Source organism: Arachnia propionica, from assembly GCF_900637725.1.
Lineage (GTDB): Bacteria > Actinomycetota > Actinomycetes > Propionibacteriales > Propionibacteriaceae > Arachnia > Arachnia propionica.
On the sequence record NZ_LR134406.1, the window covers coordinates 1,818,063 to 1,837,988 of the forward strand.

Annotated in this window: 20 protein-coding genes; 10 read left to right on the forward strand and 10 right to left on the reverse strand. The window is 67.9% G+C overall.

The window, feature by feature from the left end:
• Positions 1-65: 65 nt before the first annotated feature.
• Together EL272_RS08080 and EL272_RS08085 are read right to left on the reverse strand one after the other, a co-directional pair.
• On the reverse strand, positions 66-497 hold the full coding sequence (locus tag EL272_RS08080; protein WP_061786943.1) for an HAAS signaling domain-containing protein: 432 nt from the start codon (positions 495-497) through the stop codon (positions 66-68).
• Positions 490-837 (reverse strand): PadR family transcriptional regulator, encoded by a 348-nt coding sequence (locus EL272_RS08085; RefSeq protein ID WP_014846705.1) that lies wholly within the window; start codon positions 835-837, stop codon positions 490-492. The genes EL272_RS08080 and EL272_RS08085 overlap by 8 nt, the downstream gene beginning before the upstream one ends.
• Positions 838-1,299: 462 nt before the next feature.
• Between EL272_RS08085 and EL272_RS08090 the strand changes: the two genes are divergently transcribed.
• Complete coding sequence (locus tag EL272_RS08090; RefSeq protein WP_061786942.1) at positions 1,300-2,505, forward strand: RtcB family protein; 1,206 nt, start codon at positions 1,300-1,302, stop codon at positions 2,503-2,505.
• Between the two features lie 66 nt (positions 2,506-2,571).
• Positions 2,572-3,177 (forward strand): maleylpyruvate isomerase family mycothiol-dependent enzyme, encoded by a 606-nt coding sequence (locus EL272_RS08095; RefSeq protein ID WP_061786941.1) that lies wholly within the window; start codon positions 2,572-2,574, stop codon positions 3,175-3,177.
• A gap of 18 nt (positions 3,178-3,195) precedes the next feature.
• On the opposite strand, the gene gatB is transcribed toward EL272_RS08095, so the two are convergent.
• Genes gatB through EL272_RS08115 form a run of 4 tightly spaced genes read right to left on the reverse strand, consistent with a single transcriptional unit; the run spans position 3,196 to position 7,251 of the window.
• On the reverse strand, positions 3,196-4,683 hold the full coding sequence (gatB, locus tag EL272_RS08100; protein WP_061787185.1) for an Asp-tRNA(Asn)/Glu-tRNA(Gln) amidotransferase subunit GatB: 1,488 nt from the start codon (positions 4,681-4,683) through the stop codon (positions 3,196-3,198).
• Positions 4,683-6,194 carry an Asp-tRNA(Asn)/Glu-tRNA(Gln) amidotransferase subunit GatA gene (gene gatA / locus EL272_RS08105; protein WP_014846709.1) on the reverse strand — a complete coding sequence of 504 codons (1,512 nt, stop codon included), beginning with the start codon at positions 6,192-6,194 and terminating at the stop codon, positions 4,683-4,685. Before gatA ends, gatB begins: the two co-directional genes overlap by 1 nt.
• A 3-nt stretch (positions 6,195-6,197) precedes the next feature.
• Entirely contained in the window at positions 6,198-6,491 is a 294-nt protein-coding gene (gene gatC / locus EL272_RS08110; protein WP_014846710.1) for an Asp-tRNA(Asn)/Glu-tRNA(Gln) amidotransferase subunit GatC, read from the reverse strand.
• Between the two features lie 49 nt (positions 6,492-6,540).
• On the reverse strand, positions 6,541-7,251 hold the full coding sequence (locus EL272_RS08115) for a FadR/GntR family transcriptional regulator (RefSeq protein ID WP_014846711.1): 711 nt from the start codon (positions 7,249-7,251) through the stop codon (positions 6,541-6,543).
• 172 nt (positions 7,252-7,423) lie between these two features.
• Here EL272_RS08115 and EL272_RS08120 point away from each other — a divergent pair, with 172 nt between their 5' ends.
• From EL272_RS08120 to EL272_RS08150, 7 genes are read left to right on the forward strand one after another with little or no spacing between them, the layout of a single operon-like run.
• Positions 7,424-8,410 (forward strand): ABC transporter ATP-binding protein, encoded by a 987-nt coding sequence (locus EL272_RS08120; RefSeq protein ID WP_081490272.1) that lies wholly within the window; start codon positions 7,424-7,426, stop codon positions 8,408-8,410.
• Entirely contained in the window at positions 8,410-9,174 is a 765-nt protein-coding gene (locus EL272_RS08125; protein WP_041696448.1) for an ABC transporter permease, read from the forward strand. Before EL272_RS08120 ends, EL272_RS08125 begins: the two co-directional genes overlap by 1 nt.
• Positions 9,171-9,971, forward strand: coding sequence for an ABC-2 family transporter permease (locus EL272_RS08130; RefSeq protein WP_014846714.1), 801 nt, complete (start codon positions 9,171-9,173; stop codon positions 9,969-9,971). Before EL272_RS08125 ends, EL272_RS08130 begins: the two co-directional genes overlap by 4 nt.
• A complete protein-coding gene (locus tag EL272_RS08135) occupies positions 9,968-11,173 on the forward strand; it encodes a sensor histidine kinase (RefSeq protein ID WP_014846715.1) in 1,206 nt (401 codons plus the stop codon). The genes EL272_RS08130 and EL272_RS08135 overlap by 4 nt, the downstream gene beginning before the upstream one ends.
• The gene (locus tag EL272_RS08140; RefSeq protein WP_014846716.1) at positions 11,170-11,844 is read left to right on the forward strand and encodes a response regulator transcription factor; all 675 of its coding nucleotides are present in this window, start codon (positions 11,170-11,172) and stop codon (positions 11,842-11,844) included. Before EL272_RS08135 ends, EL272_RS08140 begins: the two co-directional genes overlap by 4 nt.
• A gap of 42 nt (positions 11,845-11,886) precedes the next feature.
• The gene (locus EL272_RS08145; protein ID WP_041696450.1) at positions 11,887-12,654 is read left to right on the forward strand and encodes an ABC transporter ATP-binding protein; all 768 of its coding nucleotides are present in this window, start codon (positions 11,887-11,889) and stop codon (positions 12,652-12,654) included.
• Positions 12,630-14,213, forward strand: coding sequence for a hypothetical protein (locus EL272_RS08150; protein ID WP_014846718.1), 1,584 nt, complete (start codon positions 12,630-12,632; stop codon positions 14,211-14,213). The genes EL272_RS08145 and EL272_RS08150 overlap by 25 nt, the downstream gene beginning before the upstream one ends.
• Here EL272_RS08150 and EL272_RS08155 read toward each other — a convergent pair.
• Genes EL272_RS08155 through EL272_RS08170 form a run of 4 tightly spaced genes read right to left on the reverse strand, consistent with a single transcriptional unit; the run spans position 14,201 to position 17,617 of the window.
• Positions 14,201-14,425, reverse strand: coding sequence for a hypothetical protein (locus EL272_RS08155; protein ID WP_041696452.1), 225 nt, complete (start codon positions 14,423-14,425; stop codon positions 14,201-14,203). The two genes, EL272_RS08150 and EL272_RS08155, sit on opposite strands and share 13 nt — an antisense overlap.
• 10 nt (positions 14,426-14,435) lie before the next feature.
• Positions 14,436-15,404, reverse strand: coding sequence for a uroporphyrinogen decarboxylase/cobalamine-independent methonine synthase family protein (locus tag EL272_RS08160; protein WP_014846720.1), 969 nt, complete (start codon positions 15,402-15,404; stop codon positions 14,436-14,438).
• The gene (mnmA, locus tag EL272_RS08165) at positions 15,404-16,459 is read right to left on the reverse strand and encodes a tRNA 2-thiouridine(34) synthase MnmA (RefSeq protein ID WP_041696453.1); all 1,056 of its coding nucleotides are present in this window, start codon (positions 16,457-16,459) and stop codon (positions 15,404-15,406) included. Before mnmA ends, EL272_RS08160 begins: the two co-directional genes overlap by 1 nt.
• Before the next feature lie 54 nt (positions 16,460-16,513).
• Positions 16,514-17,617, reverse strand: a complete 1,104-nt coding sequence (locus EL272_RS08170) for a cysteine desulfurase family protein (protein WP_014846722.1) — start codon at positions 17,615-17,617, stop codon at positions 16,514-16,516.
• 130 nt (positions 17,618-17,747) lie between these two features.
• Between EL272_RS08170 and glgX the strand changes: the two genes are divergently transcribed.
• Positions 17,748-19,877: a glycogen debranching protein GlgX gene (gene glgX, locus EL272_RS08175; protein ID WP_014846723.1), complete on the forward strand. Its 2,130-nt coding sequence runs from the start codon at positions 17,748-17,750 to the stop codon at positions 19,875-19,877.
• Positions 19,878-19,926 lie beyond the last annotated feature (49 nt).

Genomic DNA, 19,926 nt, shown 5'->3' on the forward strand with positions numbered 1-19,926 from the left:
CGAACCTCGTCAGTGATGCGGGAGCCGAGGTCGACAGGTCGTGGTCAGATCCGTGAGGTCAAGCATCAGCGAATGTCACTCCTGGAGGAATCAGTGGGGTTGGGTTTCGGGCGACGGGTCAACCGGACCAGGACGAGAACGCCCCACGCGACCAGGATCACGGACGCGAGGACGATGCCCGCGACCGGGGGGAGAAACCCCAGGACGACTTCCTGGCCCCGCGCGCTCAGGCAGATGATCAGCAGGGCACCCGCCAGGGTCCCGATCAGCCAGCCCACCAGGTACAGGGGCGTGTCGCCAGGGCCTGCGGTGGTGGCAGGAGTGAAGGTCCGGGCGTAGTCCCGGGGGCTCCCGAAGGCCTGCCGCGGCGAGGTGCCACTGTCGGCGGTGTGGGATTCGACGGTCCAGACGGCCTCCTGGACCTGTTTCTCGTCCACGCCCCGGAAGCGAAGATGGCGTGCGAGTTCTGCCGTGTACTTGTCCGTTTTCTCATTCATCGTGGTCGGCCTCTCTGCCGAGGATCCGTGTCATCGACCGGGACAGCGTGTCCCATTGGGTTCGTTGCCGGGACAGGAGCCCCAGGCCGGCCTGCGTCGGCCGGTAGTACTTCCTCGCCGGGCCCCGCTCGGCGGTCCGCCAGCTACCCGTCACGAGCCCCTTGGTCTCCAGGGTCCGCAGGGCCGGGTAGAGGGTCCCTCCTGGAATGGCGCCCCAGCCATGTTTTTCGAGTTCCTGTGCGATTCCGTACCCGTGGAGGGGGCGGCGGCCGAGGATCCCGAGGATCGCTGCGGGGAGCAGGCCCCGTTGCCACTCCGAGGGCCATGCGCTGGTTGCCATACAGTCAGTAAACCACCTAACTATGTAGATTGTCAACCTATTCCGAAAATTGACTTTCTCGGTCGTTGCCAGCGGACACGGAGGCGCAGGGTTGGTCCGCCCCGCTCAAGGACGGCTCGGGTGGTTCTCACCGACGGGTTGCGTTTCGCCGGTGAATTTGCCATGCTTCTCCGCGGCGTCAAGGAAGGCGCCGGGCCCGGTTCGCCGGGTGAGCGAGAGGGTTGGATCATGCGAGGAAAGCAGCTTGGTCGCGGCACCGCGGCGCGTCTGCTGCGTCCTGCCGCCTCAACCCGTCCAACGAACTCCGCGCAGTCCCGCTGAGTTCCGGGGCACGGAGCCCTCTCGCCCGATCACACTCACATGCCTCGTTTCCGAGAGGTCTCTGGTTGCCCCTGTCAACATTTCGAGGCCCCGCGTATGGGTGCTGCCCATCGCGGATCCTCCCGAATCAGGAGAACCATCATGTCCATCTACCCGGTGTCGCTGAGCGGCACCGTGAACACCCTCATGTGGGCCGACGAGACCGGCATCGAGGAGCCCGCTATCAGGCAGCTCCGCAACGTCTCCGCCCTTCCGTGGACCCACGGGCTGCGCGTCATGCCCGACGTCCACTACGGGAAGGGAGCCACCGTCGGATCCGTGATCGCCATGCACCAGGCCGTCGCCCCCGCCGCGGTCGGTGTCGACATCGGCTGCGGCATGACCGCGGTGCGCACCAACCTGGGTTCCGACCGGCTTCCCGACGATCTCGGCCGGCTCCGCCGCACCATCGAGCGGGGCGTCCCGGTCGGGAACGGGGCGCACAAGGACCACTCCCCCACCATCGACCGGCACGGCAGGCTGAAGCGCCGGTTCAAGGAGATGCGGGAGGGTTTCGAGTCACTGCAGGCCCGTCGGCTCGCGCGTTCCTTCGGGAGGCTCGAGACCAAGGCCGTGAACCAGATCGGCACGCTCGGCGGCGGCAACCACTTCATCGAACTGTGTGCCGGGGACGACGACCGCATCTGGGTGACCCTGCACTCCGGCTCCCGCGGCATCGGCAACCGGCTGGCGCAGGAACACATGGAGGTCGCCCAGTCCCTCACCCACAACAAGGGCCTGGTGGACCGGGACCTGGCCGTGTTCCTGAGCCACACCCCGCAGATGGAGGCCTACCTCCACGACCTGTGGTGGGCGCAGTCCTACGCGTTGCTCAACCGTGACGTGATGCTCGCCAGCATCTGCGACGACCTCTCACGGCACATCCCCCGGATCGCTTTCGAGGACCCGATCCGCTGCCACCACAACTACGTGGCCGTGGAAACCTACGACGACCTGGAGCTGATCATCACCCGGAAGGGGGCGATCCGGGCCGGGAAGGGCGATCTGGGCGTGATTCCCGGCTCCATGGGAACCGGATCGTACATCGTGCGGGGGCTCGGCAACCCGGCCTCCTACGAGTCGGCCTCGCACGGCGCGGGCCGGAGAATGTCGCGGAGCCAGGCCAAGCAGCGGTTCACCACCGAGGACCTGGCCGAGCAGACCAGGGGAATCGAATGCCGCAAGGATCCCGGCGTGATCGACGAGATCCCTGCCGCCTACAAGGACATCAACGAGGTGATCCGGGCGCAGTCCGATCTGGTCGAGGTCGTGGCGCGGCTCCGGACCCTGCTGTGCATCAAGGGCTGAACCGGGGTCGCCTCGGATGCCGTCCACCGGGGCGACCCCCATGCCCCGAGCCCGTAGGCTTGGGGCATGAGCCTTGCTTCCCGGCAGCGCGAGTCGCTGTGCGATCTGATGTCCGAACTCGGGCCGCTGGCCCCCACCAGGTGCGACGGCTGGAATGTCGGCGACCTGGCCGCGCACCTGTGGATCCGGGAGCACAAACCGGCTTCGCTGCCCGGGATCGGCTCGAAACGGTTCGCCGAACTCACCGGACGCATCCAGGTCGAGGCCCTGCACCTGAAGGGGTTCCCGGCCCTGGTCAGGGAGCTGCGCCGCCCGGGCTGGGTGATGCGCCCGCTCGACGGCATCGTCAATGCGGTGGAGTTCTTCATCCACCACGAGGACGTGCTGCGGGCGAACGGCCGGACCCAGCACCTCACCGATAAGGATCAGGCGGAGTTGCTGCGCACCGCCCGGGTGCTGGCCTTCCGGGCGCAGCGCACCTGGGGTGGGCAGCTCATCCTGGTTCCCACCGTCGGTGAGGTCATCCGTCACGGCAGGGGAAATCGACCGCTGCGCCTCGCGGGTCCGCCCTCGGAGTTGCTGCTGTTCCTGACGGGCAGGGAAGCCGACATCGGGATCACGGCCGAACCTGAGACCGTCGAGGAGTTCCGGAAGGCCGTCGGCAACCTGTAGCGGCCCGGGCCCGCCCGGTCAGGTCAGTTTCTCCATCAGCAGTTCCCGGACCCGGGCGGCATCCGCCTGGCCCCTCATGGCCTTCATGACCTGACCGATGAGCGCCCCCACCGCCTGGTGCTTGCCACCTCGGATCTTCTGGGCCACCTCCGGGTTCGCGGCGATCACGTCCTCGACGGTCGCGTTCAGCGCGCCTTCATCTGAGACCACCTTCAGGCCCCGCCCGGCGACCACCTCGACGGGCCTGCCCTCGCCCGCGATGACACCGTCGAACACTGCGCGCGCCAGCTTGTCGGTCAGCTCGCCCGCATCCACCATCGCCTGGGTTTCCGCTACATCGGCCGGGGTGACGCCGAGCGCCTCCAATTCGACGCCGGCCTCGTTGGCCCGGCGGGCCAATTCGCTCAGCCACCATTTCCGGGCTGACTGCGGGGAGGCCCCCGCGGCCACCGTCGCCTCGATCAGGTCCAGGGCCCCGGCGGCCACGACGGCTGCCATGGTCCTGGCATCGATGTCCCATTCCTCGGCCAGGCGCCTGCGGCGCTCGGCGGGGGGTTCGGGAAGCGTGGCGCGCAGTTCCTCGATCCACTCCGCGCTGGGCGCCACGGGCACGAGGTCCGGTTCGGCGAAGTAGCGGTAGTCCTGCGCCTCCTCCTTGGAGCGACCAGGGCTGGTTGAGCCGTCGCCCTCGTGGAAGTGCCGGGTTTCCTGCGTGACCCGTCCCCCGTCCGCGAGAATCGCGGCCTGGCGGCGCATCTCGAAGGTGACGGCACGTTCGATGGAACGAAGCGAGTTCACGTTCTTGGTTTCGGTGCGGATTCCCAGTTCCGCCGATCCCTTGGGGGCCAGCGACACGTTCGCGTCGCAGCGCAGCGAACCCTGTTCCATGCGCACGTCCGAGACGTCGAGGGCGCGCATCAGGTCACGCAGGTGGGCGACGTAGGCGCGCGCCACCTGCGGGGCCTTCGCTCCGGTGCCGAGGATGGGTCGGGTGACGATCTCGATCAGCGGCATGCCGGCCCGGTTGTAGTCGATGACGGAGTGGTCGGCCCCGTGGATGCGTCCCGTCGCCCCGATGTGGGTCAGTTTGCCGGCGTCCTCCTCCATGTGCGCGCGTTCGATCTCGACCACGAAACTCTCCCCGTCGACCTCCAGTTCGACCCGGCCGTCGAAGGCGATCGGTTCGTCGTACTGGGAAGTCTGGAAGTTCTTGGTCATGTCCGGGTAGAAGTAGTTCTTCCGCGCGAACCTGCCCCACGGCGCGATCCGGCACCCGAGCGCCAGGCCGATGCGGATCGCGGATTCGACGGCTTTTGCGTTGACCACGGGAAGCGCGCCCGGCAGGCCGAGGCACACGGGGCAGGTCTGGGTGTTCGGTTCCGCCCCGAACTCGGTGGAGCAGCCGCAGAACATCTTCGATTTCGTGTTGAGTTCGACGTGAACCTCCAGCCCGAGCGCCGGGTCGTAGTTCTCGATGACCTCGTCGAAGTCCATCAGGTCCGTCATCACCACACCGCCCTCGTTCCGTCGAGGGGCTTCGCCCGCTTGAGCAGCGGCCCCTCCAGCCTGTCCTCCAGGGTTGCCTCGATGAACCCACCCACCCGGTAGAGCCGGTCGTCGGCCAGCGGGGGAGCGACCACCTGCAACCCGACGGGCAGCCCCTCCTCGCTCAAACCGACGGGGAAACTCGCCGACGCATTGCCGGCGAGGTTCGACGGGATGGTGCACAGGTCCGCCTTGTACATGGCCATCGGGTCGCTGGTGCGCTCCCCCAGCCTGAACGCGACGGTGGGTGTGGTGGGCGAGACCAGCACGTCGCATTCGGCGAAGGCCGCCTCGAAGTCGCGGGCCACGAGGGTGCGGACCTTCTGGGCGGATCCGTAGTACTGGTCGTGGTAGCCGCTGGACAGGGCGTAGGTGCCTATGATGAGCCGGCGTTTGGCCTCGCGTCCGAAGCCCTGTCCCCTGGTGATTGAGGTGACTGCCTCCATGTCGCGCGACCCGTCGTCGCCGAGCCGCAGCCCGTAGCGCACCGCGTCGAAGCGCGCGAGGTTGCTGGACAGTTCCGCCGGCATGATCAGGTAGTAGGCGGCCAGGGCGTACTCGAAGTGCGGGCAGGACACCTCCACCACCTCGGCACCGCCGTCACGCAGCCACTGGACGGCCTCGGCGAAACGGGTCTCGACGGCGGCGTCGTAGCCCTCACCGCCGAGCTCCTTGACCACGCCGATCCTCAACCCCCGGACCTCGCGGCGGCGCGCCGCCTCCGCCAGCGGGGGCAGCGGCTGCGCGATGGACGTGGAGTCCATGGGGTCGTGGCCGCCCATGACTGCGTGCAGCAGCGCGGCGTCCAGGACGTTGCGGGTGACGGGGCCGGGCTGGTCCAGGCTGGAGGCCATCGCCACCACCCCGTAGCGCGACACCCCGCCGTAGGTGGGTTTCACCCCGACGGTGCCGGTCACGGCCCCGGGCTGGCGGATGGAACCGCCGGTGTCGGAACCCAGGGCGAGCGGGGCGAGGCAGCCCGCCACCGCGGCGGAGGATCCTCCCCCCGAGCCACCGGGAATCCGGTCGAGGTCCCACGGGTTGCGGGAGGGCCCGAAGGCGGAGGTCTCGGTGGAGGAGCCCATCGCGAACTCGTCCATGTTGGTCTTGCCGAGGATGATCAGCCCGGCCTGTTTGAGGCGCGCGATGACCGTCGCGTCGTAGGGCGGGATCCAGCCCTCCAGGATGCGGGAGCCGCAGGTGGTGGGCATCCCGGTGGTGCAGAAGTTGTCCTTCACGGCGATGGGGATCCCCGCCAGCGGGCCGAGTTCCTCGCCTTTGGCCCGGCGGGCATCGATCGCGGCCGCGGCGGCCAGGGCGCCTTCGGGGTCGACGTGCAGGAATGCGTTGAGGGCCGGGTTCACCGCCTCGATCTGTTCGAGGTGGGCGCGGGTCAGTTCTACGGAACTCACCTCGCCCGCCGCGAGCAGGCCGGTTTGTTCGTGGGCCGTCCTGGTGATGATCTCGGTCACGGCTCAGTCCTCGCTCAGGATCCGGGGAACACGGAAACGCTCATCCTCGACGTCGGGGGCTCCCGCCAGCACCGCCTGCTGGGGCAGGGATTCGCGCACCCGGTCGGGGCGCATCACGTTGGTCAGCGGAAGCGCGTGGGTCATGAGGGGGATGTCATCACCCGCCACCTCGCCCACCCGGGCCACGGAGCCCAGGATCACTTCCAGTTCGGGGGCCAGTTCGGCGCATTCCGACTCGGTCAGTTCGAGCCGGGCCAGCGCTGCCAGCCGCGCCACCTCCTGAGGGGTCAGGGCCACGGTTTCTCCTAGTTGGTCTGCAATCCCGCTGCCGCGGGCGTGGCCAATCCTAGCGCCGGAACCTCTCGAGAAGAGGTTCATAGTGTGTGCACACCGCTCGCCGGTAGCCGTCCACATCCCCGGCCTCGGCGGCCCCGAGGATCTCCGCGTGCGCGCCCGGCAGGTCCGTCACGGTGCCCGGTGGGAGCTTCGCCAATGTCATGGTCTGGACATCCCAGCAGGCCGCGACCAGGTCCGCAATGATCCTTCTGCCCGCGCGATTCATGAGGGTGACGTGGAAGCCGCGGTCCAGCTCCGCGAAAGGTTTTCCCTCCCCCGTCGCCTCGGTGATCCGGTCTACCAACCAGTGGAGTTCCTCGTCACCGGTGCCCCGGAGCGTGGAACAGACCTGTTCGGCCTCACCCAGGTCGATTCCCCGCCGCACCTCGACCACCTCGAGAAGCGCGTGCTGGTGTTTCCCGGGAAGCATGTTCATGCGGAAGGCCAGCGTCTCCACCAAGGGACGTAGGGTGGCGTTCCCGACGAAGGTTCCCCGGCCGTGCTGGACCTCAACGATCTCCAGGGTACTGAGGGTCCTGACGGCCTCCCGGAGCGAACTCCGGGAAACACCCAGGCTGTCGCACAGGTCGGATTCGCTGGGCAGACAGTCACCGGGGCGAAGCCCGCTGGTCGCTATGAGCTGTTTGATCCGTTCGACGGTCTCCGTTGCCCTGGTCATTCCTGTGCGCGGGCTGCGCTGCCCGTTTCCCGACCTCCGCATTCAATTTCCTGTCCTCGGCCCCCAGAACCAACCAGAGAATTGGGGAAGATCGTAACGGAACCGGCTTCGAGTCTTCGAGGCACTTTCCCCTTCAAGCCGTTCCGGTCCCCCCAGGGGGACAGTTGTAGCCGACGGGGTGCGGAAGAAACTGGCCGTGGGATCTCATGGAGTCATGGACACGACAGAAGTGATGCCGAAGCTGGCCCCGATTGATCCGCGCAGAGCGCGCCGCCCGCATCCGGCAAGGAACCTGGTGGTTGCCACGGAGGCGTTGACCAAGTCCTACAGGGATTTCAACGCGGTGGACGGAATCAATCTGCAGGTCCCGCAGGGGGGTGTCTACGGTTTCCTGGGCCCGAACGGGGCGGGAAAGTCAACGACGATGAAACTGCTCCTGGGCCTGGTGAAACCGACATCGGGAAGAATGAGTGTGCTGGGTCACCCGGTGGGAACCGGGTCGCCGCTGCCGGCCGGAGCCATCGGGTCGCTGATCGAGGGGCCGTCATACTACCCGAGCCTGTCGGGCAGGGAAAACCTGATGATGCTCGCGGATTACCTGGGGTTGCCCAAGGCCCGGGTGCAGCACGCGCTGAAGACGGTTGACCTGGCGGGTCAGGAATCCAAACTGGTCAAGCGGTACTCGATGGGCATGAAACAACGCCTGGGGCTGGCGATGGCGTTGCTGGCGGATCCGCGGCTGATCCTGCTGGACGAGCCGACCAATGGTCTGGATCCGGCCGGTGTGGCCGAGATCCGGCAACTGATCGTTGCCCTGGCCCGGCAGGAGGGGGTGACCGTGATCGTCTCCTCCCACATCCTGTCAGAAATCGAACAGATGGCCGACTCGGTGGGCATCATCTGCGCCGGAAGATTGCGCTACCAAGGACCGTTGTCGGGGTTGCGGGACGAGGGGGTCATCGAGTTCACGGCCGCCGATCCCGCCGGGGTTTCCGCCCTGTTGAGGGCACACCGGATCGGGCATCGGGTCACCGGTGGTGTCATCCGCACCCCGATGCTCCCCGACCCGCTCGTCGGGGACCTGGTGACCCGGATCGTCCAGGCCGGCCAGACCCTGTTCCGGGTCCAGACGGTTCGCAAGAGCCTGGAACAGGCCTTCCTGGAACTGACCGATCCCCTCGCCGGACGGGAGGTGCAGTGATGACCGCCGTCGGCATGGAAATCCGCAAGATGAAACGCAAGCACTACTGGCTCATGGCCTCCGGGGCCATCGCGCTTCAGCTGCTCTGGCTCGCCGCCATGGCACTCAAACGCAGCACGGGCGTGGTGGAGGCGCGCCTGATGGTTCTGAGCCTCGCCGAGCCCCTATACCTGGGGCTGCTGCTGATGCCCATCGTCGCTGCCCTGCTGGCCTCCAGGCTGGTCACGCTCGACACGGAGGAACGCATGGATCAGCTGCTCACGACCTACAAGCAGCGGGCAGCCACACGGTTCACGGCGAAACTGGTGGTGGGTTCCGCGAGCATCGCGGCGGGTGAGTTGCTGTTCATCGGGCTCCTCGCCTCCGCCGGGCCGGGGCTCGGGCTGAGGAGTGACGCGGGATATCAGGAAGCGCTCTTGCCGGGGCTGGTCGTGCTGCTGGCGGCCTCGGTGGCCACCGTGGCGGTGCAGCTGGCGTTGGCGGCCTGCCTGGAGAAGCAGGCGATCGGCCTGGGGGTGGCCGTCGTGGCCGGGGTCACTTCCTCGGCCCTGCCCTTCATAAATCTGGCCCCGCTGGGCTGGGCACTGCCTTGGGGGCTGCCGGCCGCGGCGAATCCGGTGAGCACACAGCTGCTCAGACAAACCGGGATGGGGACCGCGCTCGTAGCCCATCCCTGGGTGAACGCGCTCGGGGCGGTTCTCGCAGCCGCCGCCTGGGTTTGCATCTCCCGGTCCGTCGTCAAATACAAGGAGAATCACCGATGAGCACCACGACATTCGACCGTCTTCCCACCGGGTATCGGAAACCGCCCCGGCTCCGTCCCTCGGTGCGGGCGGCCTGGCTGTGGGAGAACCGCAAGGTCTCGAACCTCTGGTACTGGCCGGCGCTGGCCCTGCTGTGCGCGGTCAGTCTGCTCTCCGGATACGTCCAGTTCATGGAGTACCGGGCTGAGTTCTTGGCCCAGGGGGCCACCTGGGCCGTCATCTGGGGGCAGGGCTCGTTGATGTCGTCAATGCTCTTCATCCCCTTGGCCGTAGGCGCCTTCACCGCCCAGAGCGCCGCCGGTGAGCACGAGGGCCGGAACTGGCAGCGCATGTCGGCCTCCGGGCTGGCGGGCACCATGGTCGCGGGCAAGCTGTTGCACACCGCGCAGACTGCGTTGGCGAGCGCTTTGGTGTTCCTCACCGAGTTCGTCGTCACCGGGTTGCTGCTCGGCTTCGACCCGGCGGAACTCGGCCCGTACCTGGCCCGCGTCGTACCCATCGCCCTGTCGGTGTGGGTAGTCGAGGTGTTCGTCATGTGGGTCGGGACCATCGCGAACTCCTTTGCCGCGATCATGAGCATCCTGCTGCTGACCACCATCGGGGGATTCGTCCTGAGCCTGGCAGCTCCGCCAGTGGCCGGCCTGTATCCGCTCTCCCTGATCACCTCGGCCTTCGCCTCCCGCCAACCCGATAGCATCGCCTCCGTGGGCTCCATGCTGGTGACCGGTTCCATAGCGGCGGTCTGGGTGGTGTTCTGGGCGAGTGCGCTGCTGCGCAGGATTGCCCGCAACCCATGAGCGCGCCGCAGACGCCCGTGGCCCCGAGGACCTTCATGGATCAGGTCGCCGGGACCTGGCACACCAGTTCTGAACCCGTCTGGATCGGCGCCGGCGTGATCGGTTTGTTCCAGTCCTTCATGACCTACCGGCTGCTGGATATCAAGGACGCGGGAAGCGTGCTGTCCGTCCCTTGGTGGGTGACGTTCACCGCGATCAGCATCACCTCCCTGCTGCTGCGTCGCCGCTGGCCGCTCGTCACGGCCGTCACCACCGGGCTGGTCCTGCTGACTGCGGGCCTCGTGCTGGAGGGGGCCCACAGCTACTACACCTTTCCCATGCTGATGGGGGTCTACGCCCTGGCCTCCCGGGCCGGTGTCTTCGCGTGTTGCACCGGGATCGGCACGGCAGCCGCATGCCTGATCATCCCCGATGCTCTCAAAGGCGGATCGAAGGCGGGTTTCGTCGGTGGGATGATCCCGTCACTGTTCGTTCTCACGGCCGTGGTCGCCGTGGCCCTCACCCTCCGGGCGCGCCGTGAGCTGCTGCGTCATCGCGACGCCGAACTGGCGGCACAGGAGCGGCAGAGTCAGCTGACCGATCAACGCGACGCCGCCCGTCGCCAGACACGGATCGCCGCCGAACTCCACGACAGCGTCGGCCACGACCTGACCGCCATCATCGCACTGTCCGAAGGGCTGCGGGATACCACAGGGAATGCCGCCCTCGAGGATGCGATCGAGACCATCAACACCCTGGCCCGGGAGGGACTGGCCGATACCCGGCGCGCCGTCAACGCGCTCCATCCCGCATCCCCCGCCGACGAGTTCCTGAATGCGACCACCACCCGCACCTGGGATGATCTCGATCCACTACTGGCGACCGCCCGGCGGACCGGCCTGGCCGTGGCATCAACCAGGACGGGCACACCGCCCGCCGATCCGGCCCTGGCCGGGCTGGTCTTCACGATCGTCCGCGAGGCCTTGACCAACGTCATGCGTCACGCCGCGGACGCCACCCGGGTCACCGTCGCGATCGACCACGCACCGGCCGCCACGACGATCACCATCACCGATGACGGCCGGGCGGAGGGGCCGGGCGTTCCCGGCCACGGCCTGGCGAACCTGACCCGCCTCGTCACCTCCCACGGTGGCACCCTGACCGCGGGGGCCACCGCTGACGGCTGGTGTCTGCGCGCCGTCCTACCGAAGGAGCAGCCATGACCACGACGGTGATGATCGTCGACGACCAAAGGGCCACGCGCCTGGGGCTCGCGCTCATGATCGGCAAGGCCGATGATCTCCGGGTGATCGCGCAGGCCGAGAACGGACAGGACGCCCTCGACCAGCTCGCCGAGATCGAACGGCGGCGCACACCCCGGCCCGACGTGGTCCTGATGGATGTCCGGATGCCGGTCCTGAACGGCATCGACGCCACGGCCGCCATCACCAGGAAACATCCCGGTGTCAAGGTTCTGGTGCTGACCACCTACGACCAGGACGACTACGCCTTCGGTGCGCTCGGGGCGGGCGCCTCCGGTTTCCTCCTGAAGGACACCCGGACCACCGACCTGCACCAAGCACTCCGAGCGGTCGCCGCGGGCGACGCGATCCTCACCCCGCGCATCACCCGGCAACTGCTCGAACGGCACATGCCGCGCACCACCACCCCGCGGCAGCGCGCGGCGCAGGAACGCCTCGGGCTGTTGACCCCCCGGGAACGCGAGGTCGCGGGGCTCGTCGCCCAGGGAATGACCAACGCCGAGATAGGTGAGCGGCTTTTCATCCAGCCCGAATCCGTCAAGAAAACCGTCACCCGGATCCTGGCGAAACTCCAGCTCCGGGATCGGGTGCAGCTGGTGATAATCCTGCGCGATGCGCAGCCATCCCACTGATACCACCTGATGTGGACTGCACGATTCCCTAAAGTTGTGGTCATGAACCCAGCTCTGGTCACGGACGGTCTGCTCAAACGCTTCGGCCCCAAGGTGGCCGTGGACAACCTGAGCCTTCAAATCCCTCAAGGGCATCTGTTCGGCCTGGTCGGTCCGAACGGCGCGGGAAAGACCACCGCGATGTCCATGATCTGTGGTCTGCTCCGGCCCGATTACGGGACGGCCCGGGTGCTCGGCAACGATGTCTGGGCCGATCCGGTGACCGCCAAGAAACACATCGGGGTGCTGCCCGACGGGGTGTTGCTGTTCGACCGCCTGACCGGCTCCGAGCTGCTCCGCTACAACGGTCGGCTGCGGCGCCTCGCCCCCGAGGTCGTCGAGGAACGTTCGCGGGAGTTGCTCGGTGTGCTGGACCTGGCGGATGCCGCCGACAAGCTGGTCGCCGACTACTCAGCCGGCATGACCAAGAAGATCTCGCTGGCCAGTGCCCTGATCCACGCCCCCAGGTTGTTGATCCTCGACGAACCCCTAGAGGCCGTGGATCCAGTTTCCGGTCAGGTCATCCGCGACCTGCTTCGTGACTACGTGGATGGTGGCGGCACGGTGCTGCTGTCCAGCCACGTCATGGAACTGGTGGAGAGCATCTGCGACGGGGTCGGGATCATGGCCGCAGGGCGCATCTTGGTTTCGGGAACCGTGGACCAGGTCCGGGGTGACGCGAGCCTTCAGCAGAAATTCGTGGAACTGGTCGGTCAGGGACGGATGGCCGGGGAGGAGACGCTGCAATGGTTGCGCCACTCGTCGCTGTAAGGCTTCGTTCCCAGTTCTCCGCCCTCAGGAGCAGCCTGTGGGCGACGGTCGGGTACGTACTGCTCGCTGTGATGATGTTGCCGCTTTTCATCGGCCTGACCGTGGGGTTGTCCTCCCTGAGGTCCCTGCCCGACGCGCGTTCCCCCTTGATGCTCGCGGCGGGAGCCGTCCTGGTACTGGTGTGGACCTTCGGATCGGTGTTGTTCTTCGCCATGGACGATTCCGTGTCCCCGCAGCGCCTGGTGTTGTTCCCGCTCCGGTCCCGTGATCTGGTGGTTCCCCTGCTGGTCTCGGACCTGCTCACCCTGCCGGGGGCCTTCACCCTCCTGGTCTGCTGCGGTTTCATGATCGGCTGGGCCACCGATCCGCTGCTGGCGATCGCCGGGATCGCGTCCACGGTTCTCGGACTGGTGACGGGGATGCTTGCCGGCCGGATCCTGGTGACAGCCCTGTCGCGCTGGCTGGCCGCCCGCAGAAGCCGGGATCTCCTGTACGTGGTGCTCCTGCTCGGCCTGATCACGATCTGCTGGGGTGCCCCACTGCTGGGCCGCGGAATGTTCAATCTCGGTTTGAACTGGGAAACCGTCGAGTTGGTTGGCGGCGCCGCCGGTTGGACCCCCATGGGTTGGGCCTGGGCCCTGCCCGCCGACCTGACGGCCGGGCGCTCAGGGTTGGCGGCGTTGCGCTTCGCCCTGGCCCTGGTGCTGCTCGCGGCGATGATCTGGGTGTGGTCCCGGCAACTGGACCGGGCCCTGACCACTCCCCTGCCGAGCGCCAGTAGCGGCGCCCCGACCGTGTCGTCGCCTTGGCTGGACCGGCTCTTCCCCCCGGGTCCCGCCGGGGCCATCGCGGCCCGGAACCTGCGGTACCTGCGACGCGATCCCCGCCGGTTCGCCTCCGTGCTGGTGATCATGGCCACACCCTTCTTCGTGGTTTTCGCGAACATGGTCCAGGACGAGAAGCTGATCCCGGAGTTCCTGTGGCTGGTGGCTGTCCTGGCCACCTGGATGGGGGGCATCGGAGCGCTGCAGGACACGCCCATGGACGGTTCGGCGTTGTGGCTGCACGCAGTCTCCGGGATTCGTGGTTTCGAGGACCGGCTGGGCCGCCTCATGGCTAATTCCCTGATCTACGGTGGCACGTTCGCGGTCACCATGGTGCTGGCATCGGCGCTGCTGGGGGCGTGGGGGATTTTCCCGTTCGCCTTCGGGTTGGGGCTGGGCATCCTGATCGCCAACCAGGGGATGAGCCTTTTGGTCAGTTCTTTCCTGAACGGAACCGCTCCCCCGCCTGGCACCAATCCGTTCGCCAGCACGTCGAAGGGGCAAGGAGCGGCTTTCCTCGCCAGCATGCTCCAGATGATCGGTTCCGTGATCCTGCTGCTGCCGGTGGCGGGAATGGTCTTCGCCTCCTACCGTTTCCCGCTGCTCGGCTGGGTGTTCCTGCCGGTGGGACCGGTCCTGGGTGTCCTGGCCGCCCTGGGGTTGATCTCCTTGGGTGGGCGGCGGCTGGACCGGACCTGGCCGGAGGTGCTGAAGGCCGTCACCTACGAGAAGTAGGCCCCGGCCTCGTCCCCGGTGAGCAGCAGGTAGAAGGTCCGGGCCAGGAAGAAGACTCCGACGGCCAAGCCGATCGCGATCAGCGGCACGAGCACCCGGGCCCATTTCTTCCAACGGGTGGAGGGCACCATCTTCGGCCCCCACTCCCCAACCCGGGGCTGTGCACGAAGCGGGGTGGGGCCGTTCAGGTTGAGGTCGGAGAAAAAGCGCACGAAGGCAAGTTTATTGCAGGTCCTCGGCAACGAGCGCGGCTGCTCTACGGAGCGCAGCCAGCTGGCCGGGCACGTCCGCCAGTTTCCAGGAGGCCATGCCACAGGCCGTGGTGAGCAGCACCCCGGAATCGACACTCGGGACGGAAAGTTCCAAGGGACGCAGCACTCGCAGAATTTCCCGGACCAGTTCGTCGACACCTTGGACGCGTCCGGCCGCGGTGTCGACGACCCCCAGAGCCAGGCCCCGCCCCGCCTGTGCCCACTGCACCAGGGCGTCGATCTCCGCGGAATCCCGGAACAGCCTGGTGTCGACGGCGGCCGCCGCGAATCCCGCGCGTTCCGCCACCGGCAGCCACTTTCCGGGGGCGCAGCAGTGCAGCCAGGCGCCGTCAGCCAGGGGTTTCAGGGCACCGCCCAGTTCCGGGGCCTCGACCCGGCGGTGCCTGCCGAAACCGGAGGCCGTGGGAATGGTACCGTCGCCGACCGCCGTCAGCGCGGGTTCGTCGAGCTGCAGCAGCACCTTCGCCCCCGGGATGCGACGCTTCAGGTCCTCCCGGAGCTGGAACCAGCCCTCGGTCAGCGCCTGAGCCAGTTCCCTGCGGGCCCCGTGATCAGCCAGCAACCGGTCTCCCCGGGGGCGTTCCACCGTGGCCGCGAGGGTCCACGGCCCGGCCAGCCCGATCTTCAGCACACCGTCGAAGCCCTGGAGCAGTTCCTCGGCGTCGTCCAGGTCGTGGCGCCACCGGGCCCTCGCCCTGCGATGATCGGCCCCGGGCGCGGCGGTCAGGCGCCAACCGGCGGGTTGGATGTCGAAGCCGAGGCCGTCGATGATTCCCAGCGCCCTGCCGGTCATCCCGGACCCCACGCCCCGCGCGGGCAGTTCTGGGAGGGGAAGCACCTCCGGGAGGACCTCGGTCATCGCCGCCAAGGCCCCACGGAAGTCGTCACCGGGCAGGGAACCGGCGGCGGTGACGCGCATCACGAGGTCCCGCTGATCGTCGCGGAGCCGACCACCCGGGTGGCGTCGAAGAACACCATGGACTGTCCAGGCGCCACCCCGCGGGTCGGTTCGTCGAGTTCCACCCGCACCTGGTCGTCCCCGGTGGTGGTGATGGTGGCGGACAGTGCCGCGCCGTGGGCCCGGTACTGCACCTGTCCCCGCCAGCTTCCGGGCACCCTGTGCTGGGTCCAGGTGGGGCGGATACCCGCGAGGTTGGTGACCAGCAGTGACTCCCCGGGGCCGACGACAACGCGGTTGCTGGCCGGTTCGATCCGCAGCACGTAGCGGGGGTTGCCGTCCGGCGCGGGGACGCGCAGGTCGAGTCCCTTGCGCTGCCCGATGGTGAAACCGTGATGCCCCCTGTGCCGTCCGAGCTCGGTTCCGGAACGGTCCACGATCGGCCCCGGGGTCTCGCCGAGATGGGCCCTCAGATAGCCCTGGGTATCCCCGTCGGGGATGAAGCAGATGTCGTAGGAGTCGGGTTTGTCCGCGACCCTGAGGCCCAGCGAATGGGCCTCCGCCCGCACCTGCGGTTTCGGCGTGTCGGCGAGTGGGAACAGGGAGCGGCGCAGCTGGTCCTGATTCAGCACGCCGAGCACGTAGGACTGGTCCTTGTCCGGGTCGGCGGCGCGGTGCAGTTCCAGTTCCGACCCGTTGTCCACGACCCGGGCATAGTGTCCCGTCGCGACGGCGTCGAAACCGAGCGCGAGCCCGCGCTCCAGCACAGCCGCGAACTTGATCTTCTCGTTGCACCTGAGGCACGGGTTCGGGGTTCGGCCCGCGCGGTACTCGGCTATGAAGTCGTCAACCACCTCCGCCTGGAACTGCTCCGAGAAATCCCACACGTAGAAGGGGATGTCCAGCAGGTCGGCGGCGCGCCTGGCGTCGTGGGCGTCCTCCAGGGAACAGCAGCCGCGCGACCCCTCCCGGTAGGGCTGCGGGTTGCGGTTCAGCGCCAGGTGCACCCCGGTCACGTCGTGGCCGGCGGCGACGAGGCGCGCCGCCGCGACGGCGGAGTCGACCCCGCCCGACATGGCTGCCAGTACCTTCAACTCCCCTCCCTTCTCCGGATCTGCGGCCGAGAAATTCTACCCGGCCGCCCGGGCCCGTTCCACGGCCACCGGCAGCACCTCGCGAAGCCGGTCGACGTCCCCTCGGCCGCTGGTGTGGCCGAGGGAGAACCGGACCGTGGACATGGCCTCGTCCTCGGGGGCACCCATCGCCAGCAGCACCTCGCTGGGCCGGTACACCCCGGCTCGGCACGCGGAACCCGCCGAGGCGTGGATGTCCTCGGCATCCAGCAGGAACAACAGGTCCTGGGCCCGTATCCCGGGGAAAGTGGCGCTGACGACGTGTGGGGCGCAGTTCTCGCCGTTGATGCGTCCCCCGCAGGCCGAGGCGGTCTCGCGGATCCCGTCCCGGAGCGCGACGAGCCGCTCGGACTCGGCCTCGAGACCCGCCACGGCAGCCGTCGCGGCGGCCGCGAAGGAGGCGGCGAGAGCCACCGGGAGCGTACCGGAGCGGATGCGGCCCTCCTGCCCACCGCCGAGCCCGATCGGCGCCGGGGTGACGCCGCGCCGCACGACGAGGGCCCCGATCCCGACGGGACCGCCGATCTTGTGGGCGGAGACGCTCATCAGGTCCAGACCCGTGGCGTGGAAGTCCAAGGGCACGTGCCCGAGGGCCTGCACGGCGTCGCTGTGACTCCACGCACCCGTCCTCGAGCTGGCGGCGATCAGACCGTCGAGGGGATGGATCACCCCGGTTTCATTGTTCACTCTCACCACCGAGATCACGGCCACCTTCTCGTCCGCGGCCTCCCACGTGGTGTCCTCGACGACTCCGCGGGAGTTCACCGCGAGCACCTCGGCCCCCCTGCCACGGGCCTCCTGCACGGCCGGGTGCTCGACCGCCGAGATCAGGCTCCGTGGTCTTTCGAGCCGGGCGGCCAGGGAACCCAGGATGGCGATCGAGTCGGCCTCCGAACCGCCCGATGTGAAGATCACCTCCCCGGGGTGGGCGCCGAGCGCCGCCGCCAGTTCCTCCCGCGCCTCCTCGAGGCGGCGCCTGGCCCGCTGTCCCGCTCGATGCTGGGACGAGGGGTTGCCGACCCTTCCGAGCTCGGTAAGCAGCGCATCTTGCGCCTCGGAACGCATCGGCGAGGTGGCGGCGTGGTCCAGATAGGTGCTCACCGGTTCACCATAACCATCAGCGGCTCCGGTCAAACGCTTGTCACGCGGAGGTTTCCGCGAGATCAGACGACATATGGCAAAATGGTCCGGCCCTCGGGGCGGATGCCCACCGGGGGCCGGAAGGCGAAACATGTTCATTGAGCCGCTCGACACCAGCCGCTTGGGAGCAAAGGTCGAGAAGGACGGCGTCAGCTTCGGTCTGTGGGCCCCCCACGCCAAACGCGTGGAGCTGTCGCTCGTGGACCTGATGAAGAACCAACGAAACGTGGAAATGAGGGAGGACGGCCGGGGAATCTGGCACGCCTTCGTTCCCGGTATCGGTGAGGGGCAGGAGTACGGCTACCGCGTGCACGGGGACTGGGCACCGAGCCGCGGCCGCCGTTTCAATCCGGCCCGGCTGCTGCTCGACCCCTACGCCCGGGCCGTGACCAGCGGCATCGACTATCGGGGCCCGATCCACGATCACCTGGCCCACGACGATTTCCGTCCCGACGCCACCGATTCCTTCGGGGCCGTGCCGCTCAGCGTCGTCGTCGCCGACACCCCTGCACCCCCTCCGGTGGCGGGTGGTAGACGTCCGATGGCGGAGTCGGTCATCTACGAGATGCACGTGCGCGGTTTCACGAAGATGCACCCACTGGTGCCCGAACACCTGCGCGGCTCGTATGCGGCCCTGGCCTACCCGGACGTGATCTCCTATCTGCTGGACACCGGCGTCACGGCGGTGGAACTGCTGCCCATCCACCACTACGCATCCGAGCCTTTCATCGCCCACAAGGGGCTGAGCAACTACTGGGGCTACAACACCCTCAGTTATTTCGCCCCGCACGCCTACTACGCCACCCGGGGCACCCTCGGGAACCAGGTGACGGAGTTCAAGGCCATGGTCGCCGCTCTCCACGACGCCGGCATAGAGGTGATCCTCGACGTCGTCTACAACCACACCGCGGAGGGCGGGCACGAGGGTCCGACGCTTTCCATGCGCGGTATCGACCACGCGGGCTACTACCGTCTCACCGATGACCTGAGGGACGACTACGACGTGACCGGCTGCGGGAACTCGGTGAATTCCGCCACGCCGATGGTGCGGCAGCTGATAGTCGACTCCCTGCGTTACTGGGTGGAGCACATGGGGGTCGACGGGTTCCGTTTCGATCTGGCTCCCACCCTGTTCCGCAACGGCCAGCATCATTTCGTCCATGACCATCCCCTGAAGCAGCAGATCGACTCCGACCCTGCGCTCGCCGGGGTGAAGCTGATCGCCGAACCCTGGGACATCGGCCCCTACGGGTATCAGCTCGGCAGTTTCGGTCTCGGTTGGTCGGAGTGGAACGACCGGTTCCGTGATCACGTGCGCGACTACTGGAAGAGCACCGTTCACGGGGTCCAGGAGCTCGCCACCCGGCTTTCCGGTTCCCCCGACGTGTTCCAGCACAACGGTCGTCCCCCGCAGGCCTCGATCAACTTCGTCACCGCTCACGACGGGTTCACGATGCGCGACCTGGTCAGCTACGACGTGAAGCACAACTCCGCCAACGGGGAGGGCAACCGCGACGGCAGCGACAACAATCGTTCCTGGAATCACGGTTTCGAGGGCGACAGCGACGATCCCGCCATCAATGACCTGCGGGCCCGGCAGGTGCTCAACATGCACGCCACCCAGGTTCTCGCCGCCGGGACCCCCATGATCCTCGCCGGCGACGAGTTCGGGCGCACCCAGAAGGGCAACAACAACGCCTACTGCCAGGATTCTCCGCTGAGCTGGGTGGATTGGACCCCCGATGCCCGCTGGCAGGCGGTCCGGAGCCGCTTGGCCGAGCTCCTGCGCCTGAGGACGAAGCATCCCCTGCTGCGTCCCGACCGCTACCTGCACCACACGGACGTCATCAACGCCCACGGGGAAAACCTCGGACGCGTCGATCTCACCTGGTTCAACGACCACGGCGCCCAGATGACAGAGCAGGACTGGCACGACGGGTCCCGCCGCCTGCTGGGCATGTACGTCTCCGATGAGGCGAATGCCTTCCTGACGTGGTTCCACTCGGGGGCCGATCCCATAGACGTGACCCTTCCCGGCCTGCCCTGGGCCGCCCACCTGAAGATCGCCTGGCATTCGGCGGGAACCGATGAGCTGCCGTCCGAGGAACTGTCGCCCGGTTCCGTGCTGAGGGTCCCGGGACGTTGCGTGGTGCTGATGCGTTGCGACGTGCCGACCACCGCCGCCGAGCTGCTGGGCATGCCCCTGTCCCTCATGCCCTGATCCCGGTACCACTGGCACGGGAAAGCCCCCGCGGGTTCCTTTCCCCGCG

Coding starts and splice junctions, on each gene's coding strand:
- EL272_RS08160 (WP_014846720.1), bottom strand. CDS start 15,404: ATGCGCGTCACCGCCGCCGGTTCCCTGCCCGGTGACGACTTCCGTGGG.
- glgX (WP_014846723.1), top strand. CDS start 17,748: ATGTTCATTGAGCCGCTCGACACCAGCCGCTTGGGAGCAAAGGTCGAG.
- EL272_RS08095 (WP_061786941.1), top strand. CDS start 2,572: ATGAGCCTTGCTTCCCGGCAGCGCGAGTCGCTGTGCGATCTGATGTCC.
- EL272_RS08145 (WP_041696450.1), top strand. CDS start 11,887: ATGAACCCAGCTCTGGTCACGGACGGTCTGCTCAAACGCTTCGGCCCC.
- EL272_RS08125 (WP_041696448.1), top strand. CDS start 8,410: ATGACCGCCGTCGGCATGGAAATCCGCAAGATGAAACGCAAGCACTAC.
- EL272_RS08140 (WP_014846716.1), top strand. CDS start 11,170: ATGACCACGACGGTGATGATCGTCGACGACCAAAGGGCCACGCGCCTG.
- EL272_RS08135 (WP_014846715.1), top strand. CDS start 9,968: ATGAGCGCGCCGCAGACGCCCGTGGCCCCGAGGACCTTCATGGATCAG.
- EL272_RS08120 (WP_081490272.1), top strand. CDS start 7,424: ATGGACACGACAGAAGTGATGCCGAAGCTGGCCCCGATTGATCCGCGC.
- EL272_RS08080 (WP_061786943.1), bottom strand. CDS start 497: ATGAATGAGAAAACGGACAAGTACACGGCAGAACTCGCACGCCATCTT.
- EL272_RS08150 (WP_014846718.1), top strand. CDS start 12,630: ATGGTTGCGCCACTCGTCGCTGTAAGGCTTCGTTCCCAGTTCTCCGCC.
- EL272_RS08085 (WP_014846705.1), bottom strand. CDS start 837: ATGGCAACCAGCGCATGGCCCTCGGAGTGGCAACGGGGCCTGCTCCCC.
- EL272_RS08115 (WP_014846711.1), bottom strand. CDS start 7,251: ATGCGGAGGTCGGGAAACGGGCAGCGCAGCCCGCGCACAGGAATGACC.
- mnmA (WP_041696453.1), bottom strand. CDS start 16,459: ATGTCGGGCGGGGTCGACTCCGCCGTCGCGGCGGCGCGCCTCGTCGCC.
- EL272_RS08130 (WP_014846714.1), top strand. CDS start 9,171: ATGAGCACCACGACATTCGACCGTCTTCCCACCGGGTATCGGAAACCG.
- gatB (WP_061787185.1), bottom strand. CDS start 4,683: ATGACGGACCTGATGGACTTCGACGAGGTCATCGAGAACTACGACCCG.
- EL272_RS08090 (WP_061786942.1), top strand. CDS start 1,300: ATGTCCATCTACCCGGTGTCGCTGAGCGGCACCGTGAACACCCTCATG.